Source organism: Candidimonas sp. SYP-B2681, assembly GCF_003971065.1.
In the GTDB taxonomy this organism is placed as follows: Bacteria; Pseudomonadota; Gammaproteobacteria; order Burkholderiales; family Burkholderiaceae_B; genus Pollutimonas.
This window is the reverse complement of sequence record NZ_RYDV01000001.1, coordinates 582824-599315: the sequence shown is the minus strand read 5'-3', so window position 1 is coordinate 599315 and position 16492 is coordinate 582824. Positions and strand designations below refer to the sequence as shown.

Below are 16492 nucleotides of genomic sequence, written 5' to 3'. Positions count from 1 at the left end.
GATTGTCGCTTTCTAACTTAATGCACGGGACACCTTTCATGACAAACCGGACATCCAGGCTGCTGCATATCATTGCCCTCCTCTGCGTCGGTGCCGTAGCGGTAGCCTTGGTTTCGCAGCATATGTTTGATATGAGGCCCTGCGCCTGGTGCGTTTTTCAGCGTTTTATTTATCTACTTATTGCCGCAGTATGCTGGCTTGGACTTTTGTGGGGCCGGCGTTGGTCTATCGCCCTCAAAGGTGCTGCATTGGCAGCTGCTGCGCTTAGCGTAGGAGGGGTACTGGCTGCATGGTATCAATACACTGTCGCGGCAAATATGTTTTCCTGCGACATGACATTCGCGGATCGCTTTATGGTGAAAAGCGGACTGGATGCCAACGTACCCTGGCTGTTCGGGATTTTCGCTACCTGTATGGATGCAAAGGTCGATTTTCTGGGGGTCGAGTACGCACTGTGGGCGCTTGCGCTGTTCATGGTAACGGGCATACTGGCGCTAGCCGCCTTAGTGCCACCTAGGAAAAAATAGCCGAACAGGAGATCTTTGTAGTGTGTCGCCATTCCGTCGGTGCGCCCACAAGCCAAGGTTTGCTGCGCAGGGCCGATATCATGCGCCCCGACAGCAACAACTCGAGTTTCGATGGCTGCGTAATCCACTTGGCGCTAACTATGTTCTGAAGAAACCAATACTTGCCTGTTGCCATAATCCCCTGTAAAGGATTACAAATTGCATAGAGGCACGGACTCATTGCCAGGTTCTGGACGCAAGCGCCGATGCTGAGAACGCCGGCAAGCTTCCGGCTCCATTCTTGCAGAAGGTCGATCATGAGCTTTCATACCTTTCGTCGTGAAAATGCTACTGATGAACTGGATCAACGACTACATGCGGCCATTTCACGCGTCACCGGGTCACTTTCGCCTACCTTGGCTCTTATCAGCTTTATAGATTGGGCGACTCACTTGGCTGCTGCCCCCGGCAAACAGATTGAACTTGCAGAAATGGCGACGGCACAAAATCTGTTGCTCACCCAGTATATCCACGGCGTTGCGGCCGGGACAATGGCTTCAGTTAGTTGGTTGCCCGCACAGCCAGTGAGTACTGCACCGCCCCCTCAGTCGGATTGGCGCTTCGCCGCAGCTGAATGGCAAAATTGGCCCTATAACCTGCTGCATCAGTCTTATTTGATGTCGGAGCAATGGTGGACAGAAGCGACTACCGATGTACGTGGCCTTTCACCACACCATGCACATGTCGTCGGCTTCGCCGCCCGGGAGCTCCTCAAGCCGTTCTCTCCACGCAATTTTCTAGCGACCAATCCGCAACTACTTGAACGCACTATTGAAGAGTTTGGAGCCAACCTTTTGCGGGGGGCCATGTACGCGATGGATGACCTGTCCCGCCAAGCGGCGCGCCGGGGACCCTACGGTACAGAAAATTTTATCGTTGGTGAAAACATCGCCGCGACGCCGGGAAAGGTAGTTTTGCGCAATGCGCTGATGGAACTTGTTCAGTACACCCCGACCACCAAGAAAGTTCGCCCGGAACCGGTGCTGATTGTTCCAGCCTGGATCATGAAATACTACATTTTAGATTTATCGGCGCACAACTCCCTTATCAGGTTTCTCGTCGGCCAGGGCTATACGGTCTTCTGCATTTCGTGGAAAAATCCAGACGCGACGCAACGCGATATGGGAATGGACGATTATGTCGCTCTGGGTTTTGACGCCTCGCTAAAAGCGGTCAACGCCATCGTGCCCGAAAAAAAAGTCCACGCGCTGGGCTACTGCCTTGGAGGCACGCTACTTAGCATCGCTGCGGCATCCATGGCCCGCGACGGCGACGACAGATTGGCATCAATTTCGCTGCTAGCTGCGCAGACAGACTTCAGTGAACCTGGCGAGTTATCTCTTTTTATTGATCATAGTCAGGATGCATTGCTAGAGGCACGTATGGCCGACACCGGCTATCTTACGACCGAGCAGATGGCTGGCGCCTTCCAGCTATTGCGGTCTGATTACCTGGTGTGGTCCCATTTCATCGACACCTATCTGATGGGCGAACGCCGCCCCGTAGGTGACCTTATGGCGTGGAATGCCGACGGGACCCGCATGCCCGCCAAAATGCATGCACAGTATCTCAGTCGCTTGTTTTTAAACAATGATCTGGCAGAAGGCAGGTATCCAATGGGAGGCCGACCGGTCGCCTTGACTGACATCCGGCTACCCATATTCTGCCTGGGAACCCGGGCCGATCACGTCGCACCATGGCGCTCCGTCTACAAAATTCACATTCTCACGGGTGCCGAAATTACCTTCGTTCTGACCAACGGAGGCCACAATTCCGGCGTAGTCAACGAGCCAGGTCACCACGACCGGTACTACCAATGCCTTACCCGAGACAAAAGCGGCGGCTATTTGGGTCCCGACGAGTGGTTGCAGACGGCTCCCAAACAAGTTGGATCGTGGTGGCCGTGCTGGACAGCTTGGTTGGACGCCCGCTCGGGGCCTTTGACGGCGCCGCCGCAAATGGGTGCTTCAGAACTGGGTTATGCCGAAATCGGCCCGGCGCCAGGGCGCTACGTGCTCGAGAAATGATAAGGGGATCATCATGTCGATTCATCGTACAGCGCTTGTTACGGGCGGAATGGGTTGCTTGGGGGAAGCTATCGCCAAGGCTTTGCACGATGCGGGCCACAGGGTATTGCTAACCCATTCGCCAGGAAAAGAAAACGTTGAATCGTGGCTCGCTTCGCGGGCTCAGTCCGGATACCACTTTACCGCCTACCCCGCTGATGTGACCAACTACGATTCTTGCGCAGCTTGCGCAGAGCTCATTCGTGCAAATGGCCAGGACGTCGATATCCTGGTCAACAACGCTGGCATCACGCGCGATGCGACGCTCCGCAAGCTTTCCCCAGTGGATTGGAATGCAGTACTGCGCAGCAACCTGGATTCAGTCTTCAATATGAGCAAACCTTTTTGCGAGGGCATGGTAGAGCGAGGATGGGGTCGCATCGTTAATATATCTTCAGTCAATGGCAGTAAGGGTGCGTTCGGACAAAGCAATTACTCCGCTGCCAAAGCCGGCATTTACGGCTTCACCAAATCTCTGGCATTGGAAGTCGCCCGCAAAGGCGTCACCGTAAATGCCGTTTCACCGGGCTATCTGGATAGCCCTATGGTCTTGAAAGTACCAAAAGAGGTACTGGAATCACAAGTGATCACCCAAATTCCCGTCGGACGTCTGGGCCAGGCCTGGGAAATTGCTGCATTGGTGGCGTTCATTTGCAGCGAGGCAGCGGGCTTCATGACCGGTGCCAATGTGGCCATGAACGGCGGACAGCATATGTATTAAGGATTACGGTTCCGCGCTGGAATGAAGTTACCAGCTGCGTACCCTACCCGTGTCGATGTGCACGAACTGGTCGGATGGATAAAAACCCACGCCTCCGGCCCGTAACGACAAGGCCGCGTCGCGCAATTCTTCAAGTGGCACACCGGGCATACGAACATCGATTGCCTTACCATCCATGTGCAGGCTGCGTTTGGCTACCCCACCGCCTCCGGTAGCACGCAGGCGGTTATTGGTCGCCGGGCAGCGATAGCCAGAAATCACGTGAAATGACTGCCGAGTGCTAAGTGACAGCGTGATTCGGTGAAGAATGTCGAATAATTGTGGATCTATCAAGCCAACATCGCCGGTGTAATGATCGCGTAAAAAATGGTTCAGGCGATCGAGCGCACTGGAAAGATAGCGGTTTTCCCGGGCATAAACCAGCGAGACCTTCTCGCGGGTGTGCGTGTGGTCCAACGCCAGGCTGCGTGGCGATGCGGTGGCGAACGCGCGTGTCGCAAATGGCAGGCTTCCACCAGCCAATGCCAATTTTGCCGAATTTCGAAGGAAAATACGCCGTGAAGGCGCTAATGGTTTAGTCATGGTAAATAAGCGCTGATGACGCCGTACGGCACCTTCCCTGTCAGCGAACAAGGATCTAATAAGGAATGCCCCGAATGTGCTGACTTAACGCTCTGTCGAGCAAATTGTCATGGCCGTATATATCGGAGAAAAAATAAACCTTATCATTTTTGACTACTGCCGTGCTGTAAGCAATCAATACGGGCACGGGCTGATCAAGCCTTATTGTCCTGGATTTGCCGCGACGCATGGCTTCGCGGATCCGTTCTTCGGACCACTCTGGATCATCGTGCAGGACAAATCTGGCCAATGCGACCGGATTCTCGATCCTTATGCATCCATGGCTGAAGTCCCGACGATACCGATCAAAAAGCTCGGGTGCCGGCGTATGGTGCAGAAAGATATTTTGATCGTTCGGAAAAATAAACTTGATATCACCCAGAGCATTCGTAGGCCCAGGCCGCTGGCGAATACGCAATTCGCCCCGCTGAAGTGCGTCGAGACTCTCGCCACTTAGTCCGCTTATCACCTCGCCGCGCGTCGATACAAATTCGAAACCCTGCCTTTGAAAATAATCCGGATCTCGTCGCAAACGAGGAATGATTTCAGAACGGGTGATTGATCGCGGAACGTTCCAGTACGGACTGAATTCAATGAAACGCATATCTTCATTGAATACCGGCGTACGTGTGTCCAATGCGCGTCCAACGATAATTCTCATTTCGGTCACAGCGTGTTGGCCGCCTTCATGCATGTCATAGGCACGAAGAACAAACTCTGGAATATTCACCACAATTACGCGGGGCCCCTGAAGCACTGGTGTCCACCGTAACCGTTCCATAGTCAATTCGATTTGCCGCACACGGTCCGCGGGAGTCATGTTCAACTGTTGGAATGTCGAGTTACCGAGAATGCCGTCCGGCGGGAGGCCATGGCGCTCCTGGAATGCGCGGACGCCGTCAATCAGTACGCCTTCATAAACTTCAGGCGCAATCGTTCCTGGCGGCAAGTCGCGTGTTGCAATAAGCCGGTGCACCAGCAGATCGATCCCCGCGTAGAACTGGCCCGGCTCGACTTTCTTTTCTATAGGCTGGGCGAGCTCCGAAAGCCAAGCTGAGTGACCAACCAGGCCGTGGTATTGAACCAGAGCCTTTCGCAGACTCTCGTACTGGGGCATCTGCGGCGCTGCTCTTCGAACTGCCGCTTTCAACTCTCCGCTTATGACGGCATTGTTCAGGTAAGTGGCGACGTCGAAATATCGCAGCGCAGGAGCGGTGAACAATTGTTGAGCCTGCTTCGGATCGAGCCGGCCATTATGCAAATCAGAAAGATAACGCTGCATGGCAGCGCTTAGCACAGAGTCCAATTGCGCGATTGCGGCAGCCGGTAACGCAGCGCCGCGTGCCGAAGAGCTAATGCCAAGATCCAACGCGGCAGCGTCGTAATCGTCAGGTTCGAGGCCATCAAGCTGCGCAGTGCGAAGAATCTGCACAGCATCGAAAGCCTGTAGATTAGGCCGCCCTTCGCTAAACCACAATAAAGCTTCCTGCGCCACGGTGCTGCCTGAACAAACCAACACAAAGACAGACAGCAGTATTGGGATCAGCTTGGTAATTAATCTAAAAACCAATTGCGTCCCCCTAATGTTTATTTAAGGAATGCAATACGCCTTACGTTACTGTTCGGCCGAGCTGGTCGCCATTTCCCCTGCAGCTGGACGAAGTCCGCGAGTCAGACTCAATCGCTCGAGGTATGCTTCGTCGATGTCGCCGGTAACGTAACGGCCGTTAAAACACGATGATTCAAAACTCTTAATTTTGGGGTTAAGGTCCCGAATTGACTGCTCCAGATCGGACAATTCCTGATACACCAGGCCGTCAGCGCCGATCTCGCGCGCAACCTGTTCGGTATCCCGCCCAGTCGCAATCAGTTCGCTTTGGGTCGGCATGTCGATCCCGTAAACATTTGGAAACCGAACAGCCGGTGCAGCCGACGCAAAGTAGACTTTATTGGCGCCAGCGGCGCGGGCCATGTCAACAATTTCGCGGCTGGTCGTGCCCCGCACAATGGAATCGTCGACCAGTAGAACATTTTTTCCCCGGAATTCCATGTCGATGGCACTGAGCTTTTGACGTACGGATTTCTTGCGTACCGCTTGGCCCGGCATAATGAACGTTCGGCCTATGTATCGGTTCTTAATAAAACCTTCCCGATAGCTTAGATCCAATCTGGCCGCAAGTTGCATGGCCGAGGGGCGGGATGAGTCCGGAATCGGCATTACGACGTCGATCTCGCCTAAACGTAGCGCCTTTGCCACGTTATCGCCCAGATATTCACCCATATTCAAGCGCGCATCGTAGATCGAGACACCATCCATCAGCGTATCAGGACGAGCGAAATACACATATTCAAATACGCACGGCGTCAGCGCGGGATTATCAGCACATTGCCGGCTAACCATATTTCCGTCCAGGTCGATGAAAATCGCCTCGCCCGGCTCTACGTCGCGTACCAGAGTAAAGCCGCATCCGGTCAAGGCAACAGACTCGGAAGCCAACATCCATTCGGTGCCACTGCTGGTGCTAATCGAACCCAGGCATAAGGGCCGGATGCCGAACGGGTCGCGGAACGCCACCATCCCGTAATTGGCAATTTGGGCAATGACGGCGTACGCGCCCCTTGCGCGCCTATGCACCGATGAAACGGCTGCAAAAATCGCGTCTTCGTCTAGTGAGCCGCCGTTAGCGGCTAGTTGAAGCTCGTTGGCAAAAACATTCAACAGGACTTCGGAATCGGAATTTGTGTTGATGTGGCGCCTGTCTACCTTGAACAAGGCTTCCCGCAACTCGCGCCAATTGGTCAGGTTGCCGTTATGGACAAAGGTAATTCCAAATGGGGCATTTACATAGAATGGTTGAGCTTCGTCGACACTATCGCTGGAACCGGCGGTGGGATACCTGACCTGGCCCAGGCCGCTGTTACCTGGCAAAGATCGCATATTGCGTGTGCGGAATACGTCGCGCACGAGACCGTGCGCTTTGTACATATTAAAAAACTGGTCGTGCGACGTTGCAATTCCGGCAGCATCCTGGCCACGATGCTGCAGCAGCAGAAGACTATCGTAAATCAATTGATTCACGGGGCCGGATGCAGCGACCCCAACTATTCCACACATTTTTCTGTTCCTGTGAGTTCGATCAATATGGTAACCACGACGCGAGCGATGGCGGTAATAAAAGTTTTATTTCCTGGATGCTCATTACCACCGTCCGCGATAAGCGGGCATCTTGCCACCACGGTTCTTTGGGCAAGTCGGTATAACCGGCAAGACCCACCAGTACAAGCACCACCAGCGCGCCGCGCATTAAACCGAATACAGCGCCCAGACCATGATCTGCTGGCGTAAGTCCGGTTTTCTTTATCAGCGTGCCAAGCGTGATGTTAACAAGGCCAACGAGCAATAAGACGACCACAAACACCGTGCCGTAGGCAACGCCGGTACGTAATAAAGAGTTTTCAATATAGGGAGTCAGCCATATCGAAACGATGGGTCCCCACCAGATGCCTGCAAGAAATGCGACAACATAGGCGATAAGCGAAAGCACTTCCTTGACCAAGCCACGCAGCAGGCCTAGTAATGCTGACACTCCAAGGACTGCCAACACGATATAGTCGAAGCTGGTCACTTAGTGGAGATGAATCCGTTGTCGTAACCCAGTGCGCGTAGACGAGCTTGGGCGGCCTGGGCTGCTTCGCGTGTAGGAAACGGCCCCACACGCAGGCGATAGGTTGTCTTTCCGCCGGACACGGCGTTCTCTACATAGGTGTTGGTCACGCCGGCCGCCACAAGGCGTTCGCGACGAGTCTGAGCATCTTTGTCGCTGGTGTAAGCTGCGATCTGTAAGGTGAAACTGCCCTTGCTGGCTGCCTTGACGGGCTTGCTTGGTGTACGGCCTTCAAGTAACGCAATCGCAACCGATCCATCGTCGGTTCGTTCGGCAGCAGGCTTGGGCTCCGGCTTGGCTACGGGTTTCTCAGTGGCTTTAGGCTTTGGAGCGGGCTCAGGCGCCGCCACTGAAGGAACGGGCGGTGCCGCGGCAGATACGCCAGTGTCAGGCAGGGTTGAGGGGGTTGCCACAGTGCCCTCGCCAGCGGTTTGGCCTGTAGCGGTTCCGGGGGTGGTGAGGTTGACGCTTGCTGCCTGATCCGTTGTGGGTTCAGACGGTGCGATCGCTACGCCTACGCTGGTATCGGGCGCGGGCGGAACAATGGCGGGAACAACAACCGGCGTGCTGATCTGGTCGGGCGGGGCCGAAGAATCAAATAACATCGGCACGATAATTACTGCAGCCAGAACCAGTGCCAGCGCGCCGATGAGACGGCGACGGGCGCGGCCGCGCAGCTCGCCAGCTTGCGCTTCGCTGGATTGAGATGAACGTGACACCGGACGTCGCCCGGATCCCGCGGCGGACTCGTTACGAGAGAACAATCCCATTGAGCAAAAACCTATTTTGGTGAACTCTGACAGCAAAGCGGACGGAAACTATTCGACTTTGCGCCCCAATTCGCTGAGGACGGGGCCAACAGTCGAAAAAGAACCGAATACAACAATTCTATCATTGTCGGAGGCCTGTTCTCGTGCTGCTGTAAACGCATGTACCGGATTATCAAAACTTGAAACGGTGACGGCGTCTGGAGATACCGAAGACACGATTCCGGGGCGAACGCCTGGTCTATGCGGGGCTATCCCCTGCTTTGCTGATTCAAACGGCGCACTATTCAGCGGTTGGGCGGGAGCTATGGTTTTAGCGGCGGATGTGGTCACCACTTGACGCACTATATCGGCCAGAGCCTCACCTGACATACCGCGGGGCCCCTCGACGCCTGCGCAATACCAATGGTCGACGCGGGTCGCAAGTTTAGCGATAACGCCAGCAACATCTTTATCGTTCAGCATGCCAACCACGGCATGGGTGTATGGATAATACGCCATGCCATCCAGGTTCTGCCCTAGCGCGGCCGCGGCATGTGGGTTGTGCGCGACGTCGAGAACAATGGCGGGAGTGCCGGGAATGATTTGCAAACGCCCAGGCAAAGAGACCTGTGCAAGCCCGATGCGCACCGCCTGCTGGGGAACGGCCAATTTTGGCCGCAAAGCTTCAAGTGCCGCAAGCGCGGCGCTTGCGTTCAATAATTGATTGGCACCGCGCAAGGCGGGATAGGCAATACCGCTACGGCGTTGGGAACGGCCGCCGTAAGCCCATTGAAGGCGATCCCCGGAATAGTTGAAATCTTTTCCGAAGAGCCAGAGGTCGGCTCCGATCTCGGCTGCGTAATCGATAAGCGTCTGTGGAGGTACCGGGTCGGCGCATATGGCAGGTCGCCCTGCCCTGAAAATATGAGCTTTCTCCCATCCTATTTTTTCGCGTGTGTCGCCAAGGTACGCGGTATGGTCGATATCAACGCTGGTAATGATGGCGCAATCGGCGTCAACCAGATTAACGGCATCAAGACGCCCGCCCAGGCCAATCTCCAGTACTACGACATCAAGCTTTTGATTCTCGAACAGTATCAATGCAGCCAATGTCGTGTATTCGAAATAGCTCAGGGATATCTCGCCCCGCGTCGATTCGATTTTGTGGAATTGGTCAATGATTTGCTGATCGCTGGCGTATTCACCGTTTACGCGGATTCGCTCGTTGAAGTCGACGAGATGCGGAGAGGTATAAAGCCCTACCTTATACCCCGACGCTAGCAAGATCGCTTCGAGCATGGCGCACGTGGAGCCCTTCCCGTTGGTGCCACCCACCGTAATTTTGATAAACGGAAGTTGCAAATTCAGCTTGGCGGCGACTGCGCGAACCCGATCAAGGCCCATGTCGATTGAGGTGCGATGCAGGGTTTCCAGATAAGCTAACCACTCCTGCAAGGTGGAAGAATTACTGGGTTCAAGACGGGGCATATGGACGCTTATAGAAGTACCGACGGCAGAGCCCAATGATAACATTTATAGCGGCGCCCTACTCGTGGCAAGCCGCAGTGTCACCCCGGTATTCTTGGGGCGGGCCCCGATAAATTCAGGGCCCGCCGCCAACCGCGTAATGCTTACTTACGGCGCACCGGAGGTAGATCGGTGCAGCTGCCTTCCGCCACTTCGGCAGCCATTCCTATCGACTCGCCAAGGGTTGGATGAGGATGAATCGTCTTACCGATATCAACGGCATCGGCGCCCATTTCGATAGCCAATGCCACCTCGCCGATAAGATCGCCAGCATGAGTGCCAACGATGGCCCCGCCGAGAATTCGGTGTGACTCGGCATCGAATAACAGCTTGGTGAAGCCCTCATCACGACCGTTGGCAATTGCGCGACCAGACGCCGCCCATGGGAATAGGCCTCGTTCAATGGCAATACCTTCTTTTTTAGCGTCGTCTTCGGTAAGCCCCACCCACGCTACTTCCGGATCTGTATACGCGACAGACGGGATCACGCGGGCGTCGAAGAAGCTTTTTGCGCCAGCAATGACTTCTGCTGCAACGTGACCCTCGTGCACAGCCTTATGAGCAAGCATGGGCTGACCGATTATGTCGCCAATGGCGTATATATGCGGCACATTCGTGCGCATTTGCTTGTCGACCTGTATGAAGCCTCGCTCGGTGACCGCCACCCCGGCCTTGTCGGCGGCGATTTTATTGCCGTTAGGAACCCGGCCTACCGCCTGCAGCACGAGATCGTAGCGCTGAGCCTCCTTAGGTGCATTTTTGCCTTCAAAAGTTACCCAGATGCCATCCCCCCGAGCTTCAGCACCTACGGTTTTGGTGTCAAGCATGATCTGATCGAAGCGTTTGGCGTTCATTTTCTGCCAGACCTTCACCAGGTCGCGATCGGCCCCCAGCATCAGGCCACTTTGCATTTCGACCACATCGAGACGGGATCCTAGAGCCGAATATACCGTGCCCATTTCAAGGCCGATAATACCGCCGCCAACGATCAGCATCTTTTTTGGGATGCCGGACAACAACAAGGCGCCAGTAGAATCGACGACACGACTGTCGTCCGGAAGGAAAGGCAGCTTGACAGACTGGCTACCGGCCGCAATGACGGCGGAAGCGAACTTAATGGTTTGAATAGCGCCGTCGGTTCCCTGCACCGAGAGGTGATGGGGATCGGCAAACTGGCCGACGCCGGTCAGTACAGTCACCTTGCGAGCGCGCGCCATTCCGGCGAGTCCGCCGGTCAGCTTCGCCACCACCCCATCTTTGTATGCACGTACGGCGTCCAGATCGATCTTCGGCTCGCCGAAGGTGATTCCGTGTGTGCCCAGAGACTTAGCTTCTTCAAGAACGGCTGCCGTATGAAGCAATGCCTTAGAAGGAATGCACCCTACGTTAAGACATACCCCACCCAATGTGGAATAACGCTCTACCAGCACCACTTTCAAGCCAAGATCAGCAGCGCGGAAAGCGGCGGAATAACCGCCCGGGCCAGCGCCCAGCACCAGCACATCAAATTGAGCGTCGGCCGTCCCGCTGAAACTGGCCGCCGATGTGGACAAAGCGGCATTGTCTGTCGACGCCGGCTGCGCGGTTGTCTGAGCCGCAGGCGCATCGGCCTTAGCAGCAGGGGCAGGTTTGCTTGCCGTTGCCCGTTCATCGGTGCCAGTCCCCGTATCGGCCGACTCGATTTCCACAATGGCCGACCCTTCTGTCACCTTGTCGCCCACTTTAACGAGTAAGGCCTTTACCACCCCAGACTGTGCAGCCGGGATTTCCATGGAAGCCTTGTCGGATTCGACGGTGATAAGGCTTTGTTCTTTCTGAATGGTATCGCCAACGGCAATCAGAACTTCGATAACTGCGACTTCATCCACGTCGCCGATATCGGGCACTTTCAATTCAATTGTGCTCATATCAGCTCCTATAGTGCGATGCGTCGAAAGTCGGCCAGTAAACTGCCCAGATATGCGTTGAACCGCGCAGCCGCCGCACCATCGATGACCCTGTGATCATATGACAGAGACAATGGCAAGATCAGGCGCGGAAGAAATTCCGAACCGTTCCATACTGGCTGGTGCGAGGAGCGCGAGACACCCAATATTGCTACTTCAGGCGCATTGATGATGGGCGTGAAGTTCGTTCCACCGATACCGCCAAGTGACGAGATCGAAAAGCATCCGCCTTGCATTTGAGCGGGCGACAACTTGCCATCGCGAGCCATTTTGGCCAAATCTGACGTTTCGGTGGCGAGCTCGAAAATGCCCTTCTTGTCTGCGTCACGGATAACCGGCACCATCAAGCCGTTCGGTGTGTCAGCAGCAAAGCCAATGTGGTAATACTGCTTTAACACTAAGTTATCGCCATCGATAGACGCATTGAATTCGGGGAACTTCTTCAGTGCCGCCACGACAGCCTTGATCAGGAAAGCCAGCATTGTGACCTTGACCCCTGATTTCTGGTTTTCCTGGTTGAGCGTCTGGCGTAACTCTTCAAGTTCCGTAATATCCGCAATGTCGTTATTGGTGACATGAGGAATCATGACCCAATTTCGATGCAGATTAGCGCCTGATATCTTCTTGATGCGCGACAGTGGTTTCGCTTCGATAGAACCGAACTTAGCGAAGTCTACCTTGGGCCAAGCCAATACATTAAGGCCGCCGGCTGCGCTCGCGGCTGCAGTGGGTGCGGATACAGCACCCGTTGCCAGCGCTTGTTTGACAAAACCACGAACGTCGTCGGCCGTGATGCGGTTCTTGTCCCCCGAGCCCTTGACCAGTGTAAGGTTAACGCCCAATTCGCGTGCGAACTTGCGGACCGAAGGCGATGCATGCGGCAAATTGCGCAAGGGCACGTCAGTATCGGCGAAGGCAGCGGTAGGCGATGAGCGTTCTGGCGGGACGGATGCCAACTGATCGGCGCTGCCTGGCGCTACATCAGCCGGCGCAGGGGCCGCAGCGTCCGATGCCCTGCTGGGTTCGGCAGTCTGGCCCGCCTGCGGTGCTACGGGTGCAGCCTCTTTTGTCGAGGTTGGCGTCGCACTGGTTTCGAGTTCCAGAATGTCGGACCCCTGGTTGACCTTATCGCCAAGCTTCACCTTGATCGCCTTCACAACACCGGAGTGCGATGAAGGAACTTCCATGGATGCCTTATCTGATTCGACGGTAATAAGGCTCTGGTCGGCGGTCACGGTGTCACCCACTGCCACCATGATTTCGATGACTTCGACATCAGTCGTATCACCAATATCAGGCACCACAACCGTGACAGAACCTTTGGGACCCGCGGCTGCAGTCGGCGCGGCATCCGTGCTGGGAGCGACGGCCGGACTGGCTGCAGCAGGAGGTTCCTGAGCCTTTGCAGGCTTGTTTTTCGCTGGGGCAGGCTTTTCGGCCGTATCGGTGGCGCCGGCTTCTTCAATTTCGAGGATAACGGTGCCCTCTTTTACCTTATCGCCCAACTTGACCTTAATGGACTTGACTACCCCTGCCGCGGACGACGGTATCTCCATTGAGGCTTTGTCGGATTCCACAGTGATCAGGCTTTGTTCTTTGGCGACCGTGTCGCCTTCGGCAACTAATATCTCGATGACGTCGACTTCGCTGACATCGCCGATATCCGGAACCTTTATTTCGTTGCTAGTGCTCATTGTCGTCCCCCTCAAGCGTGATGCGGATTGGCTTTATTTGGATTGATGCCATATTTCTTGATAGCCTCAGCTACCTTGGCCACGGGCAACTTGCCTTCATCAGCCAGGCCGCGCAGCGCCGCCAGCACGACAAAATGCCTATCGACCTCAAAATGCTCACGCAGTTTGGCTCGGAAATCGGAACGTCCAAAGCCGTCGGTACCAAGGACACGCAAGTCGCGGCCTTTGGGAATATATGGGCGGATCTGATCACCGTACGCCTTGACGTAATCGGTGGAAATCACGATTGGGCCGGTAGTGTCCTGCAGCTGCTGGGTTACAAACGCTACTTGTGGTTTTGCATCTTCCGGATGCAGGAAGTTATGACGTTCGCAATCCAGACCGTCACGGCGCAATTCAGTGAAACTGGTCACGCTCCAGACATCCGAGCCTACGCCCCAATCGCTTTGCAACAATTCTTGTGCCGCTAGAACTTCCCGCAAAATGGTGCCCGAACCCAAGAGCTGGACACGCAGCTTGCTGTCGTCGGTCGATTTGAATTTGTACATACCGCGAATGATGTTGGCCTCGTCGCCGGGGTTCAGACCGGGTTGAGCGTAGTTTTCATTCATGACGGTAATGTAGTAGTAGACGTTTTCCTGATTTTCCACCATGCGCCGCAAGCCGTCTTGAATGATGACGGCGAGTTCGTGACCGAACGTGGGATCGTATGAAACGCAGTTTGGAATCAGCGAAGACATGATGTGACTGTGACCGTCTTCGTGCTGCAGGCCTTCCCCGTTAAGCGTCGTGCGGCCTGCGGTGCCACCTAACAGGAAGCCGCGCGCCTGCATGTCGCCCGCCGCCCAGGCCAGATCACCAATGCGCTGGAAGCCGAACATCGAGTAATAAATGTAGAACGGGATCATGATCCGGTTATTCGTCGAATATGACGTGGCGGCAGCCATCCAGGAACTGAACGCGCCGGCTTCGTTGATGCCTTCTTGCAGCAACTGGCCGTTTTCCGTCTCACGGTAATACATTACTTGGTCTTTATCGACTGGCGTGTATTTTTGACCTTCTGGTGCATAGATACCGATTTGGCGGAACAAGCCTTCCATGCCAAACGTGCGGGATTCGTCTGCCAAGATAGGCACAACGCGGGGGCTGAGGTCTTTATCGCGCAGCACTTGGTTGAGTATCCGTACAAAGGCCTGAGTCGTGGAGATTTCACGCCCTTCCGCTGTGGGTTCCAGTACCGCCTTGAAGGCTTCAAGTGCAGGCGCTTTCAGATGCTCGTCGGCTTTTTCGCGTCGCTTAGGCAGGTAACCGCCCAGCGCTTCGCGGCGCTCGTGCATATATTTCATCTCAGGCGAGTCGTCGGCGGGCTTGAAGTAGGGAAGCTCTTCCAGCTTGTCGTCGGGCACCGGGATATTGAAACGGTCGCGGAATTCGCGTACGGCGGATAAATCGAGTTTCTTTTGCTGATGCGTCGGGTTCTTGGCCTGACCCACGTGGCCCATGCCATAACCCTTGATCGTTTTCGCCAGAATAACGGTTGGCTGGCCTTTATGTTCAGTAGCAGCAGCAAATGCGGCATATACCTTATGGGGATCATGACCGCCACGGTTCAAGCGCCAGACGTCTTCGTCGCTCATGCGGCTAACCATTTCAAGCAATTTAGGGTGCTTGCCGAAGAAATGCTCGCGTACAAATTTTCCATCGTGAGCCTTGTAGGCCTGGTATTCGCCGTCGACGGATTCTTCCATGATTCGGCGCAAAATGCCTTCTTTGTCTCGAGCCAGCAGTGGATCCCAGTATCCGCCCCAGATCAACTTGATAACGTTCCAGCCGCTGCCTCGGAAATCGCCTTCGAGTTCCTGGATGATCTTGCCATTGCCACGCACAGGGCCATCGAGGCGTTGCAAGTTGCAATTGACGACAAAGATCAAGTTATCAAGCTTTTCGCGCGAGGCTAAGCTTATGGCGCCCAGCGATTCTGGTTCGTCCATTTCGCCGTCGCCGCAAAATACCCAGACCTTGCGATTGCTGGTGTCAGCGATGCCGCGCGCGTGCAAATACTTAAGGAACCGAGCCTGGTAAATGGCCATGAGTGGCCCAAGGCCCATCGAGACGGTGGGGAATTGCCAAAAATCTGGCATAAGCTTGGGATGGGGGTATGAAGGCAGTCCCTTACCATCCACTTCCTGGCGGAAATTATCAAGCTGCTCTTCGGATAGACGCCCTTCAAGGTAGGCTCGGCCGTAAACGCCAGGCGATGTATGGCCCTGGAAATACACCAGGTCGCCACCGTGATCTTCAGTTTCTGCGTGCCAAAAATGATTCTGGCCGCAGCCTATCATGGTTGCCAGCGATGCGAACGAGGCAATGTGACCGCCAAGGTCGCCGCCATCCGGTGGGTTATGGCTGTTGGCCTTGACCACCATGGTCATTGCGTTCCAGCGAACATACGAGCGAATACGTTCTTCCAGCACTAGATTGCCTGGATGAGCAGGTTCAAGTCCAGGCGGTATCGTATTAACGTATGCCGTATTCGGCGAAAATGGAATATGCGCACCGGAACGGCGGGCCAAATCAATTAGACGTTCAAGCAGGTAATGAGCGCGCTCAGGTCCTTCGCGATCTAATACTGATTCAAGTGCTTCGAGCCATTCCTGGGTTTCAAGCGCTGCGTCGTCGACGAGACCTGTCGTAGCGTGGGTTTGATCAAGAGAGGACATCAAGTGTCTCCTGTTTAAATTATTGGATCCGAACACTGACAACATGTGACCGTTGTCCCCGTTATACCCGATAGGCGGCCATTTCGGACATGAGCAAGCAAACAGCGTAAAGCTGCAGTGGACTCAATTCTAGGAAAGACCGTCAATATGTTCAAGCAATATTTCATTTTATGATATGACTTTTTATAATGTGAAATATTTACAGGCTCGTTACGGT

Annotated in this window: 12 protein-coding genes; 3 read left to right on the top strand and 9 right to left on the bottom strand. The window is 54.8% G+C overall.

What is annotated here, in order from left to right:
• Nucleotides 1–38 precede the first annotated feature (38 nt).
• The 3 genes from EKL30_RS02860 (at nucleotide 39) to phbB (ending at nucleotide 3353) form a co-directional block, all read left to right on the top strand.
• Nucleotides 39–527, top strand: coding sequence for a disulfide bond formation protein B (locus tag EKL30_RS02860; RefSeq protein ID WP_126705659.1), 489 nt, complete (start codon nucleotides 39–41; stop codon nucleotides 525–527).
• A gap of 296 nt (nucleotides 528–823) precedes the next feature.
• Complete coding sequence (locus EKL30_RS02855; RefSeq protein WP_126705658.1) at nucleotides 824–2593, top strand: alpha/beta hydrolase; 1770 nt, start codon at nucleotides 824–826, stop codon at nucleotides 2591–2593.
• A 13-nt stretch (nucleotides 2594–2606) separates the two neighbouring features.
• The gene (phbB, locus tag EKL30_RS02850) at nucleotides 2607–3353 is read left to right on the top strand and encodes an acetoacetyl-CoA reductase (RefSeq protein ID WP_199748457.1); all 747 of its coding nucleotides are present in this window, start codon (nucleotides 2607–2609) and stop codon (nucleotides 3351–3353) included.
• 27 nt (nucleotides 3354–3380) lie between these two features.
• On the opposite strand, the gene EKL30_RS02845 is transcribed toward phbB, so the two are convergent.
• The 9 genes from EKL30_RS02845 to aceE all read right to left on the bottom strand — a co-directional run bounded on the left by EKL30_RS02845 (nucleotide 3381) and on the right by aceE (nucleotide 16275).
• Nucleotides 3381–3935 carry a DUF882 domain-containing protein gene (locus tag EKL30_RS02845; RefSeq protein ID WP_126705657.1) on the bottom strand — a complete coding sequence of 185 codons (555 nt, stop codon included), beginning with the start codon at nucleotides 3933–3935 and terminating at the stop codon, nucleotides 3381–3383.
• 55 nt (nucleotides 3936–3990) lie between these two features.
• Complete coding sequence (locus EKL30_RS02840) at nucleotides 3991–5544, bottom strand: murein L,D-transpeptidase (protein WP_233582691.1); 1554 nt, start codon at nucleotides 5542–5544, stop codon at nucleotides 3991–3993.
• 45 nt (nucleotides 5545–5589) lie between these two features.
• Complete coding sequence (gene purF / locus EKL30_RS02835) at nucleotides 5590–7089, bottom strand: amidophosphoribosyltransferase (RefSeq protein WP_126705656.1); 1500 nt, start codon at nucleotides 7087–7089, stop codon at nucleotides 5590–5592.
• Nucleotides 7090–7111: 22 nt separating this feature from the next.
• Nucleotides 7112–7600: a CvpA family protein gene (locus EKL30_RS02830; RefSeq protein WP_126705655.1), complete on the bottom strand. Its 489-nt coding sequence runs from the start codon at nucleotides 7598–7600 to the stop codon at nucleotides 7112–7114.
• Nucleotides 7597–8409: an SPOR domain-containing protein gene (locus EKL30_RS02825; RefSeq protein WP_126705654.1), complete on the bottom strand. Its 813-nt coding sequence runs from the start codon at nucleotides 8407–8409 to the stop codon at nucleotides 7597–7599. Before EKL30_RS02825 ends, EKL30_RS02830 begins: the two co-directional genes overlap by 4 nt.
• A 48-nt stretch (nucleotides 8410–8457) precedes the next feature.
• On the bottom strand, nucleotides 8458–9876 hold the full coding sequence (gene folC / locus EKL30_RS02820; RefSeq protein ID WP_126705653.1) for a bifunctional tetrahydrofolate synthase/dihydrofolate synthase: 1419 nt from the start codon (nucleotides 9874–9876) through the stop codon (nucleotides 8458–8460).
• Nucleotides 9877–10019: 143 nt separating this feature from the next.
• Complete coding sequence (gene lpdA / locus EKL30_RS02815) at nucleotides 10020–11822, bottom strand: dihydrolipoyl dehydrogenase (RefSeq protein WP_126705652.1); 1803 nt, start codon at nucleotides 11820–11822, stop codon at nucleotides 10020–10022.
• A gap of 8 nt (nucleotides 11823–11830) precedes the next feature.
• Nucleotides 11831–13555: a dihydrolipoyllysine-residue acetyltransferase gene (gene aceF, locus EKL30_RS02810; RefSeq protein WP_126705651.1), complete on the bottom strand. Its 1725-nt coding sequence runs from the start codon at nucleotides 13553–13555 to the stop codon at nucleotides 11831–11833.
• An 11-nt stretch (nucleotides 13556–13566) separates the two neighbouring features.
• The gene (gene aceE, locus EKL30_RS02805; RefSeq protein WP_126705650.1) at nucleotides 13567–16275 is read right to left on the bottom strand and encodes a pyruvate dehydrogenase (acetyl-transferring), homodimeric type; all 2709 of its coding nucleotides are present in this window, start codon (nucleotides 16273–16275) and stop codon (nucleotides 13567–13569) included.
• Between the last annotated feature and the right edge of the window lie 217 nt (nucleotides 16276–16492).

Coding starts and splice junctions, on each gene's coding strand:
- EKL30_RS02860 (WP_126705659.1), top strand. CDS start 39: ATGACAAACCGGACATCCAGGCTGCTGCATATCATTGCCCTCCTCTGC.
- EKL30_RS02855 (WP_126705658.1), top strand. CDS start 824: ATGAGCTTTCATACCTTTCGTCGTGAAAATGCTACTGATGAACTGGAT.
- phbB (WP_199748457.1), top strand. CDS start 2,607: ATGTCGATTCATCGTACAGCGCTTGTTACGGGCGGAATGGGTTGCTTG.
- EKL30_RS02845 (WP_126705657.1), bottom strand. CDS start 3,935: ATGACTAAACCATTAGCGCCTTCACGGCGTATTTTCCTTCGAAATTCG.
- purF (WP_126705656.1), bottom strand. CDS start 7,089: ATGTGTGGAATAGTTGGGGTCGCTGCATCCGGCCCCGTGAATCAATTG.
- EKL30_RS02825 (WP_126705654.1), bottom strand. CDS start 8,409: ATGGGATTGTTCTCTCGTAACGAGTCCGCCGCGGGATCCGGGCGACGT.
- folC (WP_126705653.1), bottom strand. CDS start 9,876: ATGCCCCGTCTTGAACCCAGTAATTCTTCCACCTTGCAGGAGTGGTTA.
- lpdA (WP_126705652.1), bottom strand. CDS start 11,822: ATGAGCACAATTGAATTGAAAGTGCCCGATATCGGCGACGTGGATGAA.
- aceF (WP_126705651.1), bottom strand. CDS start 13,555: ATGAGCACTAGCAACGAAATAAAGGTTCCGGATATCGGCGATGTCAGC.
- aceE (WP_126705650.1), bottom strand. CDS start 16,275: ATGTCCTCTCTTGATCAAACCCACGCTACGACAGGTCTCGTCGACGAC.